The following is a 16,734-nucleotide window of genomic DNA, read 5'->3' on the forward strand; positions in this document are numbered from 1 at the left end:
GCTCAGAACCTTCGCTGTTAAATTTTAAGAGCTTTTTACTAGAAGACGTCTTTCCAAAGTCTATGTAATGCATTTAGAGGGAGTTTTATGTATTTATCAAAACTCGGAATCCGTAACTTCAGAAATTTTGAGGCGGTTGATATTCCCCTTGCAGGTAATGTTGTGTTATTGGGGGAAAATCGTGTCGGTAAAAGTAATCTGCTTTTCGCAATTCGACTGGTTATTGATCCCACTCTGCCTGATTCATCCAGGCAGCTTAAGCTATCAGATTTCTGGGATGGCTGTGGCCTTGAATCAAACCCTCAAATTGAGGTGCACCTTGAATTCGCCGATTTCGACAGTGACCCTTCCCTCGCAGCTCTGTTGACCGATTTTCGTATAGCAGAGGATCCTACCGTAGCAAGGTTGAGCTACATTTTTCGTAAAAAGGAAGAAGTCGATGGGGCTCCACGTTCGGGTGAGGACTGTGAATTTATTGTTTTTGGCGGAGGTCAGGAATCGCGAACCATTCCTGGACGTGTAAGGCGACGCATCTCCATTGATATGCTGGACGCGTTACGCGATGCAGAAGCACAACTTGCTTCCTGGCGAAACTCCCCGCTACGCCCCTTATTGGAAGATGCATTCTCTTCACTAAGCCGAGCCGATTTGGATCGGGTAGCCACTGAGCTTCAGACAGCAACGGAAACCATGGAGAAGTTCCCATCAATTAAGGAGCTCGAAGATTCTCTGCGCGATGGTATTCTTGACCTGGCTGGAACTGCTCACGATTTAGATGCCCGCCTCCGTTTTGCACCTGCTGACCCGCTCAGATTGATGCGTTCTATCTCTATGTTCATTGATGATGGAAAGAGAGGCATTATTGAAGCGAGCCTAGGTTCTGCGAACGTGGCTCTGATATCACTCAAGCTAGCAGAGTTTGCATGGCGACGTGAAAAAAACGAACGTAATTTCTCCCTGCTTTGTATTGAAGAACCCGAAGCACACCTTCACCCACAGCTTCAGCGCGCTGTTTTTGACAAACTCTTCCATAATGCCGACAAAGATCAGTCTTTGATTGTAACGAGCCATTCTCCCACGCTGGCAACCATTGCTCCTCTTCGTTCTATCGTTCGCATTTGCAGGGATCCCGGAGGGCGATCGCGAGCTTTTTCCCTAGCTGAACTGCCAGTAACCAGTGAAGAACTCGACGACATTGAACGGTATCTAACAGCAACCAGATCGGAGCTGCTTTTTGCTAACGGAGTAATATTTGTTGAAGGTGATGCTGAGGAGGTTTTACTTCCGGGTTTCGCACAGGCCATGGGGATCAATCTCGACCAGCTTGGGATTACGATATGTAACGTAGCGGGAGTAAATTTTGAACCATACGTGAAGCTGGCAGCCAGCCTCGGACTACCCTTTTCCGTTATAACCGACTGGGACCCACTGGATGGCACGAAACAACCGATGGGTAAAACACGTTCAATTGGTATCTGGCAGGCATTTAGCGAGGTATCGGGAAAACTGAAAAAACTGCTCCCTGAAAATATTAATTGGTTGAATAACAATTCTTATGAAGCTTGTAAGGCTGTATTTGGAAGGATAGGCATTTTTTTAAACGATCAGACGTTTGAAGTCGCCGTGGCCAATACGACTGGCCTCAAAGAAGCGCTGCTGGATATCCTCGATGAACAGGGATTTGGTCAGTTACGTTCATCAAGGATAGCTTCTTGGCGTGCCGGTATGGTTCCAGACCCGACGCAACTTCTCGCGATGATATCTGACATAGGTAAAGGACGATTGGCTGCCAAGCTGAAGCAAAAAGCACCTGGGCTTGCGCCGCCGGAGTATATTGCTTCAGCTATTCAGTATGTGGTGTCGAATGTCTGACCGGCGCGCACTTTCAGAGGCTCTGAATGAGCTATTGCCAAACAGAGAGCAGTACGCTGCGGCCACATACTCCGGCCACTGCGTAGTTATTGCTGGGCCAGGCAGCGGGAAAACCAAAACACTTACGACTGCCATGGCACGTGCCCTGATTGAAGACGTCGCTGAACCCCGAGGCGTGGCCTGTATTACTTACAACAATGAATGCGCTTCTGAACTTGAAGGACGTCTGGCATGCTTTAACGTCATTGGCGATGATCGGAACTTTATTGGTACTGTGCATAGCTTTGCATTAAATCAGGTTTTAATTCCCTACTCACGATGTATACCTGGTTTGCTGCCGGATGATTTTCGTGTGGCGACCAGAGATGAGAGTCGCGCGGCTGTTGAAGTGGCTTACCAGGCTAGATTCGGAGCTGTCGGAGATCCTCATGCACGGTGGAAATTTGCAGAAGAGAAACGACGCCGGGATGTGAACCGACTCCTACCGGCTTGGAGGAATAACAATCCGGAGCTGGCAGATTTTATTGAGGGTTATGAGGCAGAACTTCGGCGTTTAGGACTGATTGACTTTGATGATATGCCACTCATCGCTTTTCGTATTATTAGCGAGCATGAATGGGTTCGTAATGCTATCCGGTCACGCTATCCTGTTTTGTTTGTCGATGAATACCAGGATCTGGGGCACGCTCTTCATGAGTTGGTTCTGCTGCTTTGCTTCAATGGTGGAATACGATTATTTGCGGTCGGTGATGCAGATCAGTCCATTTACGGATTTAATGGTGCAAATCCAGGGCTACTGGATAGTCTTGTCTCACGGGCAGATGTAAGACCGTTCCGTCTTCGCTTCAACTATCGATCTGGCGCGAAAATTATCAGGGCATCACTAGGGGCGCTGGGAGAAGACCGCGATTATATTGGCCGCGATGGTAATCCTGAAGGAGAGTTAGGGTTCCATGGAATTAACGGCGATTATGACGCACAGGCGCATTTTATCGCTCATGATCTTATTCCCTCGTTGTTTGAAAGAGGGTTTCAGCCTGAACGCATCGGGGTTCTTTACCGGGCAGCCTGGCTTGGCGATAAAGTTGCGGATGAGTTCAAGGCCAGAAATATTGCCATAATACGTGCTGACAGTAATGCTCTTATCAAGCGCAATTCTCGTCTTGCCCGTTTCATCGAAGCCTGCAGTCAGTGGGTAACTGGGGGATGGAAAGAAGCCTCTCCACCATTTAACCTCTTACTGAGTCAGGCGCTCTTTCTTGTTTATGGCCGCCGCGCAAGCCGTGCTGAAGAGCAATTACTGACGGTACAGCTGATCACTTTTTTACGAAACGGAATTGATAAAGCGGAAAGTGCTCACGAGTGGCTGAGACGTTTAAATGATGAGATCATCACCGCCTGGATGGCTATTTCACAGAACACTCAGCAGGAATGGGATGTCATCTCTGAGTTACTGAAACGAACCGATCCCCTTAGGGGACTGGATGTGGCTCTGGTTATATTCGCTGGGAAAGTAGAGGGAACTGGACGCATCACCCTTAGCACTCTTCATAGTGCAAAAGGCCGAGAATTTGATGTAGCCATAATGTTTGGGGTAAATAAATATGACTTCCCGAGTAAGCGAGATCTAGCTTCAGATAATGCCCTTCGCGAGGCCCGTCGGCTCTTTTATGTAGGCGTCACCCGTCCCCGAAAAGAGCTGCACATGGTCTATGAAAAGGGTAAACATTCACCTTGGATTGCCGAATTGTATCATCGCAGCCAGCAGATATAGATCCTTATGCAACTGACCTGTTCCCCGTTGATTGACATACGGCGTTGTTAGCGCCATCCATGGCACCGTAATTATGAACGTCAGCAGGACGCTCATTACTGAACTGGCGATACGTATCTGCAAAGTTAAGTGTTGTTATCTCAAGACGTTCAGAGGCTCCTGGTGCGACAGGCACCGGTTAGACAACACCTTATGGCAGATTCTTTTCGTACAGGGTACTAAAAGCATATTGCTTGTAGTACGTAGTACGAGTATTCTATCTTCAGAAAACATAAGGAGCCTGTGGGATGAACTATCTGGAGTTTATCGAAACCAGCGCTTTCAGTATGTTGCGTAAGGATCTCATGGATGATGATGAATTCCGGGAGTTGCAGACATATTTGCTGGAAGCTCATGAGCGTGGAGACACAATCAGTCATACCGGGGGATGCAGAAAGATACGCTGGAGTCGCCCGGGAATGGGCAAGCGGGGTGGGGTAAGGGTTATTTACTACCTTCGCCTTGCCAGCGGCAGGTTATACCTGTTGCTGATATATTCAAAGAACGCTAAAGACGATCTTAGCGAGAATGAAAAAGCTGCGATGAAGGCACTAACGCAGCAACTGAAATAGTCGTAACTCTGCGATGGCAGGCCTCTCCGTAACGAGGGTAAATTTATGGAAAAGAAACTTTTTGACGCCTTGATCAACAGCATGGAGGAAATGGTGGCCATAGAAAGCGGCCAGATCCAGCCTGCAGCTGAAAATGTTCACCGTCACCCCCTGCCGGACGTGAAGGCCATCCGCAAACATGCGGGAATGAAGCAGGCAGAATTTGCTGAGGTTGTGGGCACCAGTGTCGATTTGGTTCGTAGCTGGGAACAACAGCGGCGCGTACCTTCGGGTATTGCATTAAAAATGCTGTGGCTTATTGAGCGTGAGCCTGCGCTCCTTAATGTCCTTCGTGGTATTCGCGTTTGAATTTTTCGGTAGCGAATCATTCAGGCATGTGCACACCGATTTTTTTCAGATGGAAACATAGGTTGCTTTACTAAGAGCAGATATGCATGAAGTGATGCGTCTGTAACGCGCTTCAGAATCATACCGGTTCAGAGCACGTCGTGTCTTCCACCAGCCCTGGCTCCAGGCAAGCGGTTTGGTTGTGGGAAAGGGAAACTGCCTTTGCAAGGGCGTCCAATACAGACGCGATCGTTTCAGTGGTCGATTTGTATAGCTATAGTGAAACCGAGATAAAATTTTGCTATACCTATTCGCTATCTATGTGAAAAACCCACTGACTAGTAGGATGCGTATCGTTAACCAGGGACAAATCCTTGCCCGCAAAGAGCCGAAATTTATAGTCTTCTGGCTTTCAATTGGTAGCAAAGAGGCCCGTCTTGCTCGATGTCATCGAGTGTAAAGCCATAATAGATGATAAATTAGGACGGTTCTGGAGTCGTCATAATTGTTTTCACATGTGGGTTATTGATACAGATTAAGCCATCCTGAGTAGCACCCTAACTGCAGAAGGGCCGTAGAGTGGAGCACGTGAAATTTTCATGAAAAAAACGCCTACATATGAAGAATATCTGAACCACACAGGACTCCATTATCATAAACTCTGGAAAGCAACGGGAGACTCTTGGATCTGCCCAGGATGTGGACGCAGCAAATTTCAGATCATGAGATGGACCCTCCGGTTCCCGAATACGCCTGACGCCTTTATGGATTGGGTTGCTGCATTGCACAAACATCATGACCATTCTAATGATTACATGAACTTAGGAGAGCCTCGGTTTCCTGAAACACTAATTTGTGGTCAGTGTAATTCTGCGGATGGAACAGTAAAAAGAAAGCTTAAACTGCCGAGGAAATTCTCGTTCTCTCCTCAGGAGATGCGGATGTTCATCGAGGCGACACCACACGGAAAACATAAAATTAATTACGAACGAGCACTAGATCTCTTCACTCTACAAATGAGCAACAATGATCGTGAATGATTTTTAGCACAAAAAATCAACAATATATTTTACGAGTTAAAATCAAATGATACATATGACAAACACTCTTTTTTTTGGTAATGGAATAAACAGACTTTCTGAAAATCACGTCACCTGGAGTAATTTACTCGATAACATTAAAGGTATCAATAAGTTCGAAAGCGGGCAGTTGCCAAACACTATGGTGTATGAGCGAATCTATCTAGAAAAACATGTGGCAGATAGAAGCGAAAAAAAAGATGAGCTTGAAATAAAAAATGTTATAGCTAACGAACTACGAGAGCAAGGATCAAATGATGTTCTTGAGGAGTTAGCATCGCTACCTTTTAAGCATTATCTTACTACTAATTATGATTACGCCTTAGAAAAGGCGCTTGATATTTCGCCAGTGAAACTAAGTTCAGAGGATATTTATAGCTTGAGAAGAAAACGAATGTATGAATCACAGAATAATACAAAATTTCTGTGGAACATACATGGTGAAATAGACAACCCCAAATCTATTATGCTTGGTTTAGATCATTATTGTGGTTCAGTGAGCAAAATCGATGCCTATGTTAAAGGCAACTACTCACATAAAATTAATGGTGCTGAAGTTTCTGTTAAACCCATGTTAGAAAAACTTAGAGATGCTTCATTTTGTCACACATCATGGGTGGATCTATTTTTCTCAAGTAATGTACACATTATCGGCTTTTCATTAGATTATAGCGAGACTGACATATGGTGGTTGCTAAATAAGCGAGCCCGTTTTTCATCTGAAACAACAATTAATAACAAAATATATTTTTACACTCATGCCATCAGTGATGAAAAAAAAGGACTACTTGAGGCATTCGGTGTTGAGGTTATTACAATTGATGTGATTGATGATAACTTCGAGGGTATGTATTGGTCTGCTATAAAGAAAATAAGTACTAACCTCAATCGAGATATAGAAAACTGACTAAACGTATTGTATTGAAAGGAACTAAATAATGAAATATTCACTTATTATAGCAAAAATAACATAGAGCGTCTGACCTGTTCTCCGTTGATTGACACACGGCGCTGTTAGCGACATTCATGGCGACCTAATTATGAAAGTTTTCTGGACGCTCATTACTGAACTGACGATGCGTATCTGCAAAGTTAGGCGTTGTTATCTCAAAACGTTCAGAATCTACTGGTGCGACAGGCACCGGTTAGAGAACACGGTATGGCGGATTAAGCCGCCCTGAGGCGGCTTGTCATTATTTGCGTGGCTTCCCAGCATCCGAGCGTTTTTCTCGAACTCTACCATCATTGTTACGATCACGGGGCTGCGTTCCACCGCCGGGTTTAGGAACAACAACGCCTGGATTAAGTGGTCTTCTGTCCGCCATATTTCTGTTTCCTTAAAGAATGGCAATGTTGCCGTCTCTTTTGATACGCCTGGTATCGTTACCTTTCAATCATGATGGGATGATATGTTGCGCAGCATCAACTTTTCCCTCATCCCACTTATAGTGAACATTCCACATATGTCCATCCGCTTGGTGCCAGAAGCTGATGTTCTAACTCTATACTGTGTCAATCTAGGGGGGGCAGATCAGAAGCTATAGCCATTCGCCCCACCATTATCGTTGTTATCAGGTCTCAGGCGCATTGAGCCATCCTTGCCAGCATAGATAACCCAGCGTGATGCATTCTCTCCGGCACCGTAAAACCACATGTGCGCGTTCTGCGTATCGCTGGAGGCCCATACTTTCGATGGAGTTGCGGCTTTTAGTGAGCCACCTCCGTTAACGCTGCCTGAAGCATTTATGCTGTTCTGGCAGTTGACAGGATGTCGAAACTCAAAACTGTCACTGATAAAAGTGTATTTTCCCGCTTCAAAGTCGTCTTAATTCTGCTCATTTAGACCCAGTATTGTAAAATTTACAAAAGCCACAAATCGAATCGGGAGAGAAACTTAGAAACGAAGCGGTGAAGTTTTGTACAGCCATAAGGAATCCGGTGTATTGCGAACCCTTAAAAACAAAACTACTGTATATAAAAACAGTATTTGAGGTACGCGTAATGGAGTTTATCAGGCCTGCAGAACTGCGAGAAATTATCGCGCTCCCACTTTTCAGCGACTTAGTCCAGTGTGGTTTTCCCAGCCCAGCGGCTGACTACGTCGAACAGCGCATCGATCTGAATGAGTTACTGGTGTCACACCCGAGCTCAACGTATTTCGTTAAAGCTGCGGGCGACTCGATGATTGAGGCCGGGATTAGCGACGGGGATCTGCTGGTGGTGGATAGCTCCCGAAATGCTGAACACGGGGATATCGTAATCGCCGCAGTAGAAGGGGAGTTCACAGTCAAATGTCTGCAGCTCCGCCCGACCGTTCAACTCAATCCGATGAACAGCGCTTATTCGCCGATTATCGTCGGCAGCGAGGACACGCTTGATGTGTTCGGCGTCGTGACTTTCATCGTTAAATCTGCGAGCTGAATATGTTTGCGCTCTGTGATGTGAATTCTTTCTACGCATCATGCGAGACGGTGTTTCGTCCTGATTTGAGGGGGCGGCCGGTCGTGGTGCTCTCAAATAACGATGGGTGTGTCATTGCACGCAGCGCTGAGGCGAAAGCAGCCGGAATTACCATGGGGGATCCGTTTTTTAAGCAAAAGGACCTGTTCCGGCGCGCCGGGGTTGTGTGCTTCAGCAGTAATTATGAGCTCTACGCCGACATGTCGAACCGGGTGATGACCACGCTGGAGGAAATGAGCCCTCGCGTCGAAATTTACAGTATCGATGAAGCTTTTTGCGACCTGACAGGAGTGCGTAACTGCCGGGACCTGACTGACTTTGGTAAAGAAATTCGCGCTACTGTTCTGAAGCGAACTCATTTGACTGTCGGTGTTGGGATAGCTCAGACAAAGACACTGGCGAAGCTGGCTAACCACGCCGCGAAGAAATGGCAGCGGCAAACTGGCGGAGTGGTTGATTTGTCCAATATCGATCGCCAGCGTCGGTTGTTGGCTATCGTGCCTGTAGAGGATGTGTGGGGGGTCGGCAGACGTATCAGCAAGAAGCTCAATGCTATGGGCATCAAGACAGCTCTGGACCTCTCAGAGCAAAGCACCTGGATTATCCGTAAACACTTTAACGTGGTACTCGAGCGCACTGTCCGTGAGCTGCGCGGCGAACCCTGCCTTGATCTGGAAGAGTTTGCCCCCGCAAAACAGGAAATCGTCTGCAGCCGGTCATTCGGCGAACGCGTTACTGAGTACGAACAGATGCGTCAGGCCATTTGCAGCTATGCGGCCCGTGGCGCTGAAAAGCTTCGTGGTGAACACCAGTACTGCCGTTTTATCTCGGCGTTCGTTAAGACCTCTCCCTTTGCGCTTAACGAGCCGTATTACGCCAACAGTGCATCCATGAAGCTTCTCACCCCTACTCAGGATTCCCGCGACATTATCAACGCGGCAGTAAAGTGCCTGGACAGAATCTGGAAGGACGGTCATCGGTACCAGAAGGCAGGAATCATGCTCGGGGACTTCTTCAGCCAGGGTGTGGCCCAGCTTAATTTGTTCGACGAGAATGCACCGCGCGCCGGAAGCGACCGTTTAATGACGGTACTGGATCATCTTAACGCCAAAGATGGAAAGGGAACACTTTACTTTGCAGGACAGGGAATACAGCAGCATTGGCAGATGAAACGCGAAATGCTGTCGCCGCGGTATACGACAAGATATTCAGATCTGCTAAGGGTTCGATGATTTTCGCTATGACTTGGTACGATTTGTGCCAAGAGAGGACATTGTCCGCACGAATATATCCATTAATGAGGGCAATTTTGCAGTAGTTTTGCTTCATTCAGACTTGTCAGAAGAACATCTTGACAGCGCAATAAACCAGTAAAAGCGCCAGAATGCGATTAACTAACCGGCCATGTTTGTGAAACAGTGACTGGAACATATGACCAGCCAGAGCCCAGACCATATTCCCTAAGCAACCTATGATGGCAAGTAGGATACTAACGGCAGTAACCCATAAAACATTTTGCGTATACGGCAAAACAAATGCAGACAGGGCGGTAATGCCATAAAGAATAATTTTAACGTTGGCAAACTGAAGCCAGAAACTCACCCAAAAACTGAGTGGTTGAGTTGCGTTCTCAGAGCTGTCTGATGAACTGTTAGCAATGCGCCATGCGAGCCAAAGGATATACGCAGCACCAGCCCACACCAGCCAGCGGGTTGCTGACGGCAGTATGCTGATCAAACTAAAGGTAAAGGCGCCGCAGACCAGCATAAGCGCCAAAAAACCTGCACTCATTCCTGCCAATGTACGAAGGCTATTCCGAAAACCATATTGATTCACTGAGCTAAGCGCCAGGATGTTATTCGGTCCGGGTGTTAACGCGGTAATCAATGTATATGTCAAAAAACCACTAATGATTGTTGGTGTCACTTGTCTTCTCCTTGTTACCGGAGCATAGTAGCCAGGCAAAAACATTCAAAAAAGCGAATGTTTTTAAAGTTACAGTTTCAATATTTAGATGTTTACGTTTGAGGAAGCTTTATGGATCTGCGTCGATTCATTACGTTTAAAACGATTGTTGAAGAGGGATCTTTCGCTCAAGCCGCACGTAAGCTATGCTGCACTCAGTCAACCGTGACCTTTCAGATTCAACAGCTTGAACAGGAACTCTCTTACCCAGTCTTTGAAAAAGTGGGCAGGCGGATGGCGCTCACACCGGCTGGAAAATTACTCTTACCGCAAGTACGCGAGCTGACGCGCGTACTGGAAGGAATACGCCAGATTTCCACCAGTGAAGAGATCGTTGCTGGTGACTTGCGAGTGATGGTTGGAGAGACATTACTGGCATACAAAATGCCCGAGGTTTTAAGACTGTTCAGGTTAAAAGCGCCGAAGGTACGCTTGTCACTGCAATCTGTTAATTGCTATGTGATCAGAGATTCGCTGCTTAACGATAATACCGATCTGGGCGTGTTTTACCGTGTGGGACATGATGAAGCATTACAGATGGAGTATTTCGGACAACAGGAATTAGTACTTGTTGCATCCCCGCAATTCCCTGATTTCGATTTTACCCAGATTGAACAGCATATTCCGGTAAGCTTCATTATCAATGAGCCTCAGTGCGTTTTCAGGCAGATTTTCGAATCCACCCTTCGTGAAAGAAAGATCACATTAGACAACACGATTGAACTGTGGAGTATTGAGAGCATAAAAAAATGCGTAGCCGGAAATCTTGGCATTTCATTTTTGCCGCGATTTAGCGTGTTGCGCGAACTCGAATCCGGTGAACTGAAAGAGCTTCCTTTCTCAACTCCCTCATTGTCAATTACTGCTCTTTGCGCTCACCATGCTGGCAGAACATTAAGCCCGGCGATGAAAATTTTCATTGACTGTATGCGGGAATGTCTGGGTCGTTAGGTTCACTTATCATCTTTGTAGACGTGTTCTGATGCTCGTCAGCAAAAATACGTCCTCAAAGGCGGAGCAATTGCGAACTTCCGCTCCTCGCTCATAGCAGACCTTGACGTTCCTGCCGCTTTTTGATTTGATACCATTGAGCTGGCTAACGCGTTCTGAGTCAGCCTCGATGACATCCTGCCCTGAGACCGCGCAGCGGTTGATGCCTCCACAGACATCCGGGTCGCGCAACGCCTCACGGGAACGCCGATAGGCCCGAATGACATGGTGATTGCTGGTCACGCTATCGCCGTCGTGCTGGTGACGAACAATGTGAGGGACTATGAGCGGGTGCCAGGGTGGTATTCGAGGGCTGTGTCGACAACGTAAGCTGTATTTAAGAGAATGTATATCATCCTGCAGTCACAGGCACAGCAGCTCCCCGACATTACAAATGATACCCAGATAATTGCAGCTCTTTGTCGATCCACTCGACGAACTGCTGGATCTTCCTGGCGCGTTCATTCATGTGCGGCATTACCAGATGATGTGCATTAATAGCGATTCCCATGTTATCCGGCAGCACTTGTACCAGGGAGCCATCGTTCAGATAATCGGTTGCCATCATTTTGCTCTCCAGAATAAACCCCAGCCCCATGCGCGCTGCTTCAAAGCTCATATAGGAGCGGTCAAAGCTCAGGCTAAAGTTCAGCCACGGTCGGTCAATATTGTGCCATGCAAACCATTTTTCCCAGTTTACCAGGGTGCTGGTGGAGGAGATGAGCGACTGTTGTAGTAGATCGGCGGGCGCGACGATGGGATGTTTTTCCGCATATTCCGGTGAGGCCAGCACCACCAGCGTGTCGTTTTTAATGGTCATCACCCGATAGGCATCCCAGTCCGGAATGCCGTGGCGGATATCAATGTCGATATTGTCTCTGGCGAACTGCAGGTTTTCATATGAGCACGTTAGATTGATGGTGATATCAGGATACTCGGCGCGAAACTTACCCAGACGACGCAACAGCCATGACAACCCGAAGGTAGGAGAGGAGTGCACGCGAAGCACGGCGTTATCTTTCTCTTTGACAATCTGATCGGTGGCACGGCCGATGGCGCTCATTGCCGCTGAGACTTCCCGAAGATATTTTTCTCCCGTCGGCGTTAGCTGAACGCCTTTGCCACTGCGGATGAACAATTTCTTGCCCATCCAGGACTCCAGGGACGCAATCTGATGGCTTACCGCCGAGGGGGTGACGTTGAGCTGTTCAGCGGCCTGATGGATGCTCAATGCGTTAGCGACAGCGATGAAAGCCTGCAGATTTCTGAGCGAGGGCAGAGATAACGTCTGGGGGGCTGGCGCGGACATGGCCTACTCCTAATGTGATTACTGATAAAAAACATAACATTGAGCCTACCCACTGGCAATTTTATCCCGATGGTATTTTTTTGAGCTGTATCGCGAATCAAATTTATCTCAGCAATAAATGAGTTTTATTGCATGGTGTTTCATTCGTGAGCCGATATATTGACGTTGAACATATAAATAAAACGACTCATGTTGTTCGAATGATGAGGTAAAATATGTCTCGTATAGAACAAGCTGTCCCCTACATAAACACTAAAAAGACCAATTATCGTTTCGTTGTGCTGGCACTGATTTTTATTGTCTATGCCATTAACTATGCCGACAGAACAAATATTGGTGCGGTATTGCCGTTTATCATTGCCGAATTTCATATCAATAATTTCGAAGCCGGTGCCATTGCCAGTATGTTCTTTTTAGGTTATGCCCTGAGCCAAATTCCGGCGGGCTTTTTTATCGCCAAAAAGGGTATTCGCGGCATGGTGGCACTGTCAATATTCGGCTTCTCCGCGTTTACCTGGCTGATGGGCACGGCGACCTCTGTTCTGGGTCTTAAGTGCATTCGTCTGGGGCTGGGGTTGACGGAAGGGCCGTGTCCCGTCGGACTGGCCTCCACCATCAATAACTGGTTTCCGCCAAAGGAGAAGGCCACCGCCACGGGCGTCTACATCGCGGCCACCATGTTTGCGCCCATCCTCGTACCGCCGCTGGCGGTGTGGATCGCCATGACATGGGGCTGGCGCTGGGTATTCTTCTCCTTCGCGATCCCCGGTCTGGTCATCGCCGTCCTGTGGTATCTGCTGGTGCGTACAAAGCCTTCCGAGAGTGCTTTCGTCTCGAAGGCGGAGCTGGAGACCATTACCGCCGGTCAGGAGACACCGGATGCCAGACGGGAAAATATCGTTATTTCACCAGGCTTTGCGCGCCTGGACCGCCTGATCCGCGTACGGGAGTTAGCTCCGGTAAGCACGGTTAAAGGCCTGTTTACCTCAAAGAATATTCTCGGTGATTGTCTGGCCTATTTCATGATGGTCAGCGTGCTGTACGGCCTGTTGACCTGGATCCCGCTCTATCTGGTGAAAGAGAAAGGCTTTACGTTTATGAGCATGGGGCTGGTCGCCAGTATGCCGTGCATTGGCGGATTTATCGGGGCCATTTTTGGCGGTTACGTCTCCGATAAATTGCTCGGCCGTCGTCGCAAACCGACCATGATGTTTACCGCTGTCAGCACCGTCTTAATGATGGTCATTATGCTGAATATTCCGCAAAGCACCGTTGCGGTTTGTGTGGGGCTTTTTTTTGTCGGCCTCTGTCTGAATATCGGCTGGCCTGCTTTTACGGCTTACGGTATGGCGGTTGCAGACAGTAAAACCTATCCCATTGCCGCGTCAATTATCAATAGCGGCGGGAACCTCGGCGGATTTGTTTCACCGATGCTGGCGGGGTATCTGCTGGATAAAACAGGCAGTTTTAATTCTGTCTTTATTTATTTCGGTATTTGTGCAGCGATTGGCTTGGTTCTGATTATGCTTCTGGAAGAACCGAAATAATAAATTAAATCCCTCTTAAAAGAATGGAGTAACGATATGCTTCTGAAAGATAAAGTCGCCGTTATTACCGGCGCGGCTTCCGTACGCGGGTTGGGTTTCGCTACGGCAAAATTATATGCCGGGCAGGGCGCGAAGGTGGTAATTATTGATTTAGATGCCGAAGCCAGCCGTGCTGCGGCGGCGAGCCTGGGGGACGAACATCTGGGCCTTGCGGCAAACGTCAGTAACGAGCTTCAGGTCAACGCCGCCATTGAGCAGGTGCTGGGAAAATACGGGCGTATCGACATTCTGGTGAATAACGCCGGTATTACTCAGCCGATCAAACTGATGGAGATAAAGCGCGAGAATTACGATGCGGTGCTGGACGTGAGCCTGCGCGGTACGCTGCTGATGTCCCAGGCGGTAATCCCGACGATGCGCGCGCAGAAGTCGGGCAGCATTGTCTGCATCTCTTCGGTGTCCGCCCAGCGCGGCGGCGGTATTTTCGGTGGCCCCCATTACAGCGCCGCTAAAGCCGGTGTGCTGGGCCTGGCGAAAGCGATGGCTCGCGAGCTGGGACCGGATAACGTACGCGTAAACTGCATCACGCCGGGCCTTATCCAGACGGACATCACCGCAGGCAAGCTCAGCGATGAGATGAAAACCGCCATCCTGGCGGGCATTCCGCTTAACCGCCTTGGCGACGCGCAGGATATTGCCCGCGCCGCGCTGTTTCTCGGCAGCGAACTCTCGTCTTACTCCACCGGCATCACGCTCGACGTGAACGGCGGCATGCTGATCCATTAAGGAGACACGAAGATGACGGATACGACAGTTCAACAGGTCGCCGCAGCCGCATGGCGCATTCGCCGCTACGCGTTGCGAATGGGCGAAGTGCAGGGACAGGGCTACATCGGTCAGGCGCTGGGCTATGCCGACGTGCTGGCCACCGCGTTTGCCCACGGTATGAACGTCAAACCGGGCGAGCCGGAGTGGGAAGGGCGAGACCGCTTTCTGCTCTCCCATGGCCACTACGCCATTGCCTGTTATGCCGCGCTGATCGAAGCGGGAATTATTCCGGAAGAGGAACTCGAAACCTACGGTTCGGATGACAGTCGCCTGCCGATGTCCGGTATGGCGACCTACACGCCGGGCATGGAGATATCCGGCGGTTCGCTGGGGCAGGGGTTAAGCATTGGTGTCGGCATGGCGCTGGGGCTGAAGCACAAGCAGAGCGCGGCATGGGTCGTCAACTCCATGTCGGACGGTGAGCTTGACGAAGGGTCCACCTGGGAAGCGGCAATGTCTGCGGCGCACCATGGCCTGTCGAACCTGATCGTACTGGTAGATATCAACCGCCAGCAGGCTGACGGCAATTCGCACACCATCCTCGGCTTTGAGCCACTGGAAGATAAATGGACCTCCTTCGGCTGGTACGTGCAGCGCGTAAACGGCAACGATGTCCCTGCGCTGGTGACGGCGTTTGACAACGCCAAACGCTACCCGGAAAACCAGCCGCGCGTCATTTTGTGTGACACCCTGATGGGCAAAGGCGTGCCTTTCCTCGAACAGCGAGATAAAAACCATTTTATTCGCGTGGACGCTGACGAGTGGCAAAAGGCTCTCGCCGTGCTGGATGCGAACAAACCAGAAGGAGTGCAGTAATGAGCCAGACCACGGAGAAAAAACCGCGTTTGACCACGTCGGCCATGATTGCCTCTATTGCGGAAGAAGGGCAGGAGACGCGCGCCGCGCCGTTTGGCCACGCGCTGGTAAAACTGGCGGAACAGCGCCCGGAGGTGGTTGGCATGACGGCGGATCTGTCGAAATATACCGATCTGCATATCTTTGCTCAGGCTTACCCGGAACGCTTCTTCCAGATGGGCATGGCTGAGCAACTGCTGATGGGGGCCGCGGGCGGCATGGCGAAAGAGGGCTTTATTCCTTTCGCCACCACCTATGCCGTCTTCGCCACTCGCCGCGCCTACGATTTTATCCATCAGGTGATTGCTGAAGAGCACCTCAACGTGAAGATCTGCGCGGCGCTGCCAGGACTGACCACCGGCTACGGGCCGAGCCATCAGGCAACGGAAGATGTTGCGATTATGCGCGGTATTCCGGGCATGACGATTATCGATCCCTGTGACGCGATAGACACCGAGCAGGCGGTACCGGCGATGGCGGCGCACGCTGGCCCGGTCTATATGCGCCTGCTGCGCGGCAAGGTGCCGGTGGTGCTGGATCGGTACAACTATCAGTTCAGGATTGGCAAAGCCGCGCTGCTGGAAGAGGGGCGCGACGTGCTGATCATCGCCTCAGGATTGATGACTATGCGCGCGCTGGAGGCGGCGAAACAGCTGCGTAAGGATAATGTCAGCGTGGCGGTACTGCACTCGCCCACGATTAAGCCGCTGGATGAAGAGACGATCCTGGCGCAGGCCGCGAAGCCGGGACGGCTGGTCATTGTGGCGGAAAACCACAGCAGTGTTGGTGGGCTGTGTGAGGCTGTCGCGTCGCTGCTAATGCGCAACCGCGTGAACGTGGATTTCGATACCGTCGCACTGCCGGACGCATTCCTTGATGCGGGGGCGCTGCCCACCCTGCATGACCGCTACGGGATTTCAACTGCCGCCATGGTGGAGAAGGTCAGGCGCAGGCTCTGATTCCTTCGGGGCGAGGATCTGCTCGCCCCTTTACTGCCTCCGGGCATATCCACCCCTTCCGGGCTGCGACGGTAGGTCAGCGAAACGCTCTCAAAGCTACTATGCTATAAGCGAGCGTTAATTATCAACGCTAATGCTTAATGAACCTGGTTCCCCCT

Annotated in this window: 15 protein-coding genes and 1 pseudogene; 14 read left to right on the forward strand and 2 right to left on the reverse strand. The window is 49.5% G+C overall.

Annotation, left to right across the window (positions count from 1 at the left end; all coding sequences use genetic code 11):
• The first annotated feature begins 87 nt into the window (after nucleotides 1-87).
• From L6R44_RS12075 to L6R44_RS12110, 8 genes are all read left to right on the forward strand, one after another.
• Complete coding sequence (locus L6R44_RS12075) at nucleotides 88-1,872, forward strand: ATP-dependent nuclease (protein WP_237424351.1); 1,785 nt, start codon at nucleotides 88-90, stop codon at nucleotides 1,870-1,872.
• On the forward strand, nucleotides 1,865-3,646 hold the full coding sequence (locus L6R44_RS12080) for an ATP-dependent helicase (protein ID WP_237424352.1): 1,782 nt from the start codon (nucleotides 1,865-1,867) through the stop codon (nucleotides 3,644-3,646). The genes L6R44_RS12075 and L6R44_RS12080 overlap by 8 nt, the downstream gene beginning before the upstream one ends.
• 287 nt (nucleotides 3,647-3,933) lie before the next feature.
• The gene (locus L6R44_RS12085; protein WP_117147622.1) at nucleotides 3,934-4,257 is read left to right on the forward strand and encodes a type II toxin-antitoxin system RelE/ParE family toxin; all 324 of its coding nucleotides are present in this window, start codon (nucleotides 3,934-3,936) and stop codon (nucleotides 4,255-4,257) included.
• A gap of 45 nt (nucleotides 4,258-4,302) precedes the next feature.
• Nucleotides 4,303-4,605: a NadS family protein gene (nadS, locus tag L6R44_RS12090; protein ID WP_237424353.1), complete on the forward strand. Its 303-nt coding sequence runs from the start codon at nucleotides 4,303-4,305 to the stop codon at nucleotides 4,603-4,605.
• Between the two features lie 578 nt (nucleotides 4,606-5,183).
• Complete coding sequence (locus tag L6R44_RS12095) at nucleotides 5,184-5,624, forward strand: hypothetical protein (RefSeq protein WP_237424354.1); 441 nt, start codon at nucleotides 5,184-5,186, stop codon at nucleotides 5,622-5,624.
• A 55-nt stretch (nucleotides 5,625-5,679) separates the two neighbouring features.
• The gene (locus L6R44_RS12100; RefSeq protein WP_237424355.1) at nucleotides 5,680-6,570 is read left to right on the forward strand and encodes an SIR2 family protein; all 891 of its coding nucleotides are present in this window, start codon (nucleotides 5,680-5,682) and stop codon (nucleotides 6,568-6,570) included.
• 1,094 nt (nucleotides 6,571-7,664) lie between these two features.
• Nucleotides 7,665-8,084, forward strand: coding sequence for a translesion error-prone DNA polymerase V autoproteolytic subunit (locus tag L6R44_RS12105; protein WP_237424356.1), 420 nt, complete (start codon nucleotides 7,665-7,667; stop codon nucleotides 8,082-8,084).
• A 2-nt stretch (nucleotides 8,085-8,086) separates the two neighbouring features.
• Nucleotides 8,087-9,355 carry a Y-family DNA polymerase gene (locus L6R44_RS12110; protein WP_237424357.1) on the forward strand — a complete coding sequence of 423 codons (1,269 nt, stop codon included), beginning with the start codon at nucleotides 8,087-8,089 and terminating at the stop codon, nucleotides 9,353-9,355.
• Nucleotides 9,356-9,461: 106 nt separating this feature from the next.
• Here the strand turns inward: L6R44_RS12110 and eamB are convergent, their stop codons facing one another.
• Nucleotides 9,462-10,049 carry a cysteine/O-acetylserine transporter gene (eamB, locus tag L6R44_RS12115; RefSeq protein WP_237424358.1) on the reverse strand — a complete coding sequence of 196 codons (588 nt, stop codon included), beginning with the start codon at nucleotides 10,047-10,049 and terminating at the stop codon, nucleotides 9,462-9,464.
• Nucleotides 10,050-10,160: 111 nt separating this feature from the next.
• Between eamB and L6R44_RS12120 the strand changes: the two genes are divergently transcribed.
• Entirely contained in the window at nucleotides 10,161-11,039 is an 879-nt protein-coding gene (locus L6R44_RS12120; RefSeq protein ID WP_004120999.1) for a LysR family transcriptional regulator, read from the forward strand.
• Nucleotides 11,040-11,225: 186 nt separating this feature from the next.
• Nucleotides 11,226-11,408: pseudogene (locus L6R44_RS12125) on the forward strand (type II toxin-antitoxin system VapC family toxin); the annotation flags it as partial.
• Between the two features lie 58 nt (nucleotides 11,409-11,466).
• Here L6R44_RS12125 and L6R44_RS12130 read toward each other — a convergent pair.
• Entirely contained in the window at nucleotides 11,467-12,387 is a 921-nt protein-coding gene (locus tag L6R44_RS12130; protein WP_237424359.1) for a LysR substrate-binding domain-containing protein, read from the reverse strand.
• A 215-nt stretch (nucleotides 12,388-12,602) separates the two neighbouring features.
• Between L6R44_RS12130 and L6R44_RS12135 the strand changes: the two genes are divergently transcribed.
• The 4 genes from L6R44_RS12135 to L6R44_RS12150 are packed head-to-tail and all read left to right on the forward strand — an operon-like array spanning nucleotide 12,603 to nucleotide 16,576.
• Nucleotides 12,603-13,934: an MFS transporter gene (locus L6R44_RS12135; RefSeq protein WP_237424360.1), complete on the forward strand. Its 1,332-nt coding sequence runs from the start codon at nucleotides 12,603-12,605 to the stop codon at nucleotides 13,932-13,934.
• A 36-nt stretch (nucleotides 13,935-13,970) separates the two neighbouring features.
• A complete protein-coding gene (locus tag L6R44_RS12140; RefSeq protein ID WP_089598166.1) occupies nucleotides 13,971-14,720 on the forward strand; it encodes an SDR family NAD(P)-dependent oxidoreductase in 750 nt (249 codons plus the stop codon).
• 12 nt (nucleotides 14,721-14,732) lie between these two features.
• Nucleotides 14,733-15,578: a transketolase gene (locus L6R44_RS12145; RefSeq protein ID WP_237424361.1), complete on the forward strand. Its 846-nt coding sequence runs from the start codon at nucleotides 14,733-14,735 to the stop codon at nucleotides 15,576-15,578.
• Nucleotides 15,578-16,576, forward strand: coding sequence for a transketolase family protein (locus L6R44_RS12150; RefSeq protein ID WP_237424362.1), 999 nt, complete (start codon nucleotides 15,578-15,580; stop codon nucleotides 16,574-16,576). The genes L6R44_RS12145 and L6R44_RS12150 overlap by 1 nt, the downstream gene beginning before the upstream one ends.
• Nucleotides 16,577-16,734 lie beyond the last annotated feature (158 nt).

It is taken from the genome of Enterobacter cloacae complex sp. ECC445, from assembly GCF_021892025.1.
Taxonomy (GTDB): Bacteria; Pseudomonadota; Gammaproteobacteria; order Enterobacterales; family Enterobacteriaceae; genus Enterobacter; species Enterobacter chengduensis.

Excerpts from the sequence above, each read along its gene's own strand:
- L6R44_RS12075 (WP_237424351.1), top strand. The coding sequence starts at position 88 with ATGTATTTATCAAAACTCGGAATCCGTAACTTCAGAAATTTTGAGGCG.
- L6R44_RS12080 (WP_237424352.1), top strand. The coding sequence starts at position 1,865 with ATGTCTGACCGGCGCGCACTTTCAGAGGCTCTGAATGAGCTATTGCCA.
- L6R44_RS12085 (WP_117147622.1), top strand. The coding sequence starts at position 3,934 with ATGAACTATCTGGAGTTTATCGAAACCAGCGCTTTCAGTATGTTGCGT.
- nadS (WP_237424353.1), top strand. The coding sequence starts at position 4,303 with ATGGAAAAGAAACTTTTTGACGCCTTGATCAACAGCATGGAGGAAATG.
- L6R44_RS12095 (WP_237424354.1), top strand. The coding sequence starts at position 5,184 with ATGAAAAAAACGCCTACATATGAAGAATATCTGAACCACACAGGACTC.
- L6R44_RS12100 (WP_237424355.1), top strand. The coding sequence starts at position 5,680 with ATGACAAACACTCTTTTTTTTGGTAATGGAATAAACAGACTTTCTGAA.
- L6R44_RS12105 (WP_237424356.1), top strand. The coding sequence starts at position 7,665 with ATGGAGTTTATCAGGCCTGCAGAACTGCGAGAAATTATCGCGCTCCCA.
- L6R44_RS12110 (WP_237424357.1), top strand. The coding sequence starts at position 8,087 with ATGTTTGCGCTCTGTGATGTGAATTCTTTCTACGCATCATGCGAGACG.
- L6R44_RS12120 (WP_004120999.1), top strand. The coding sequence starts at position 10,161 with ATGGATCTGCGTCGATTCATTACGTTTAAAACGATTGTTGAAGAGGGA.
- L6R44_RS12130 (WP_237424359.1), bottom strand. The coding sequence starts at position 12,387 with ATGTCCGCGCCAGCCCCCCAGACGTTATCTCTGCCCTCGCTCAGAAAT.
- L6R44_RS12135 (WP_237424360.1), top strand. The coding sequence starts at position 12,603 with ATGTCTCGTATAGAACAAGCTGTCCCCTACATAAACACTAAAAAGACC.
- L6R44_RS12140 (WP_089598166.1), top strand. The coding sequence starts at position 13,971 with ATGCTTCTGAAAGATAAAGTCGCCGTTATTACCGGCGCGGCTTCCGTA.
- L6R44_RS12145 (WP_237424361.1), top strand. The coding sequence starts at position 14,733 with ATGACGGATACGACAGTTCAACAGGTCGCCGCAGCCGCATGGCGCATT.
- L6R44_RS12150 (WP_237424362.1), top strand. The coding sequence starts at position 15,578 with ATGAGCCAGACCACGGAGAAAAAACCGCGTTTGACCACGTCGGCCATG.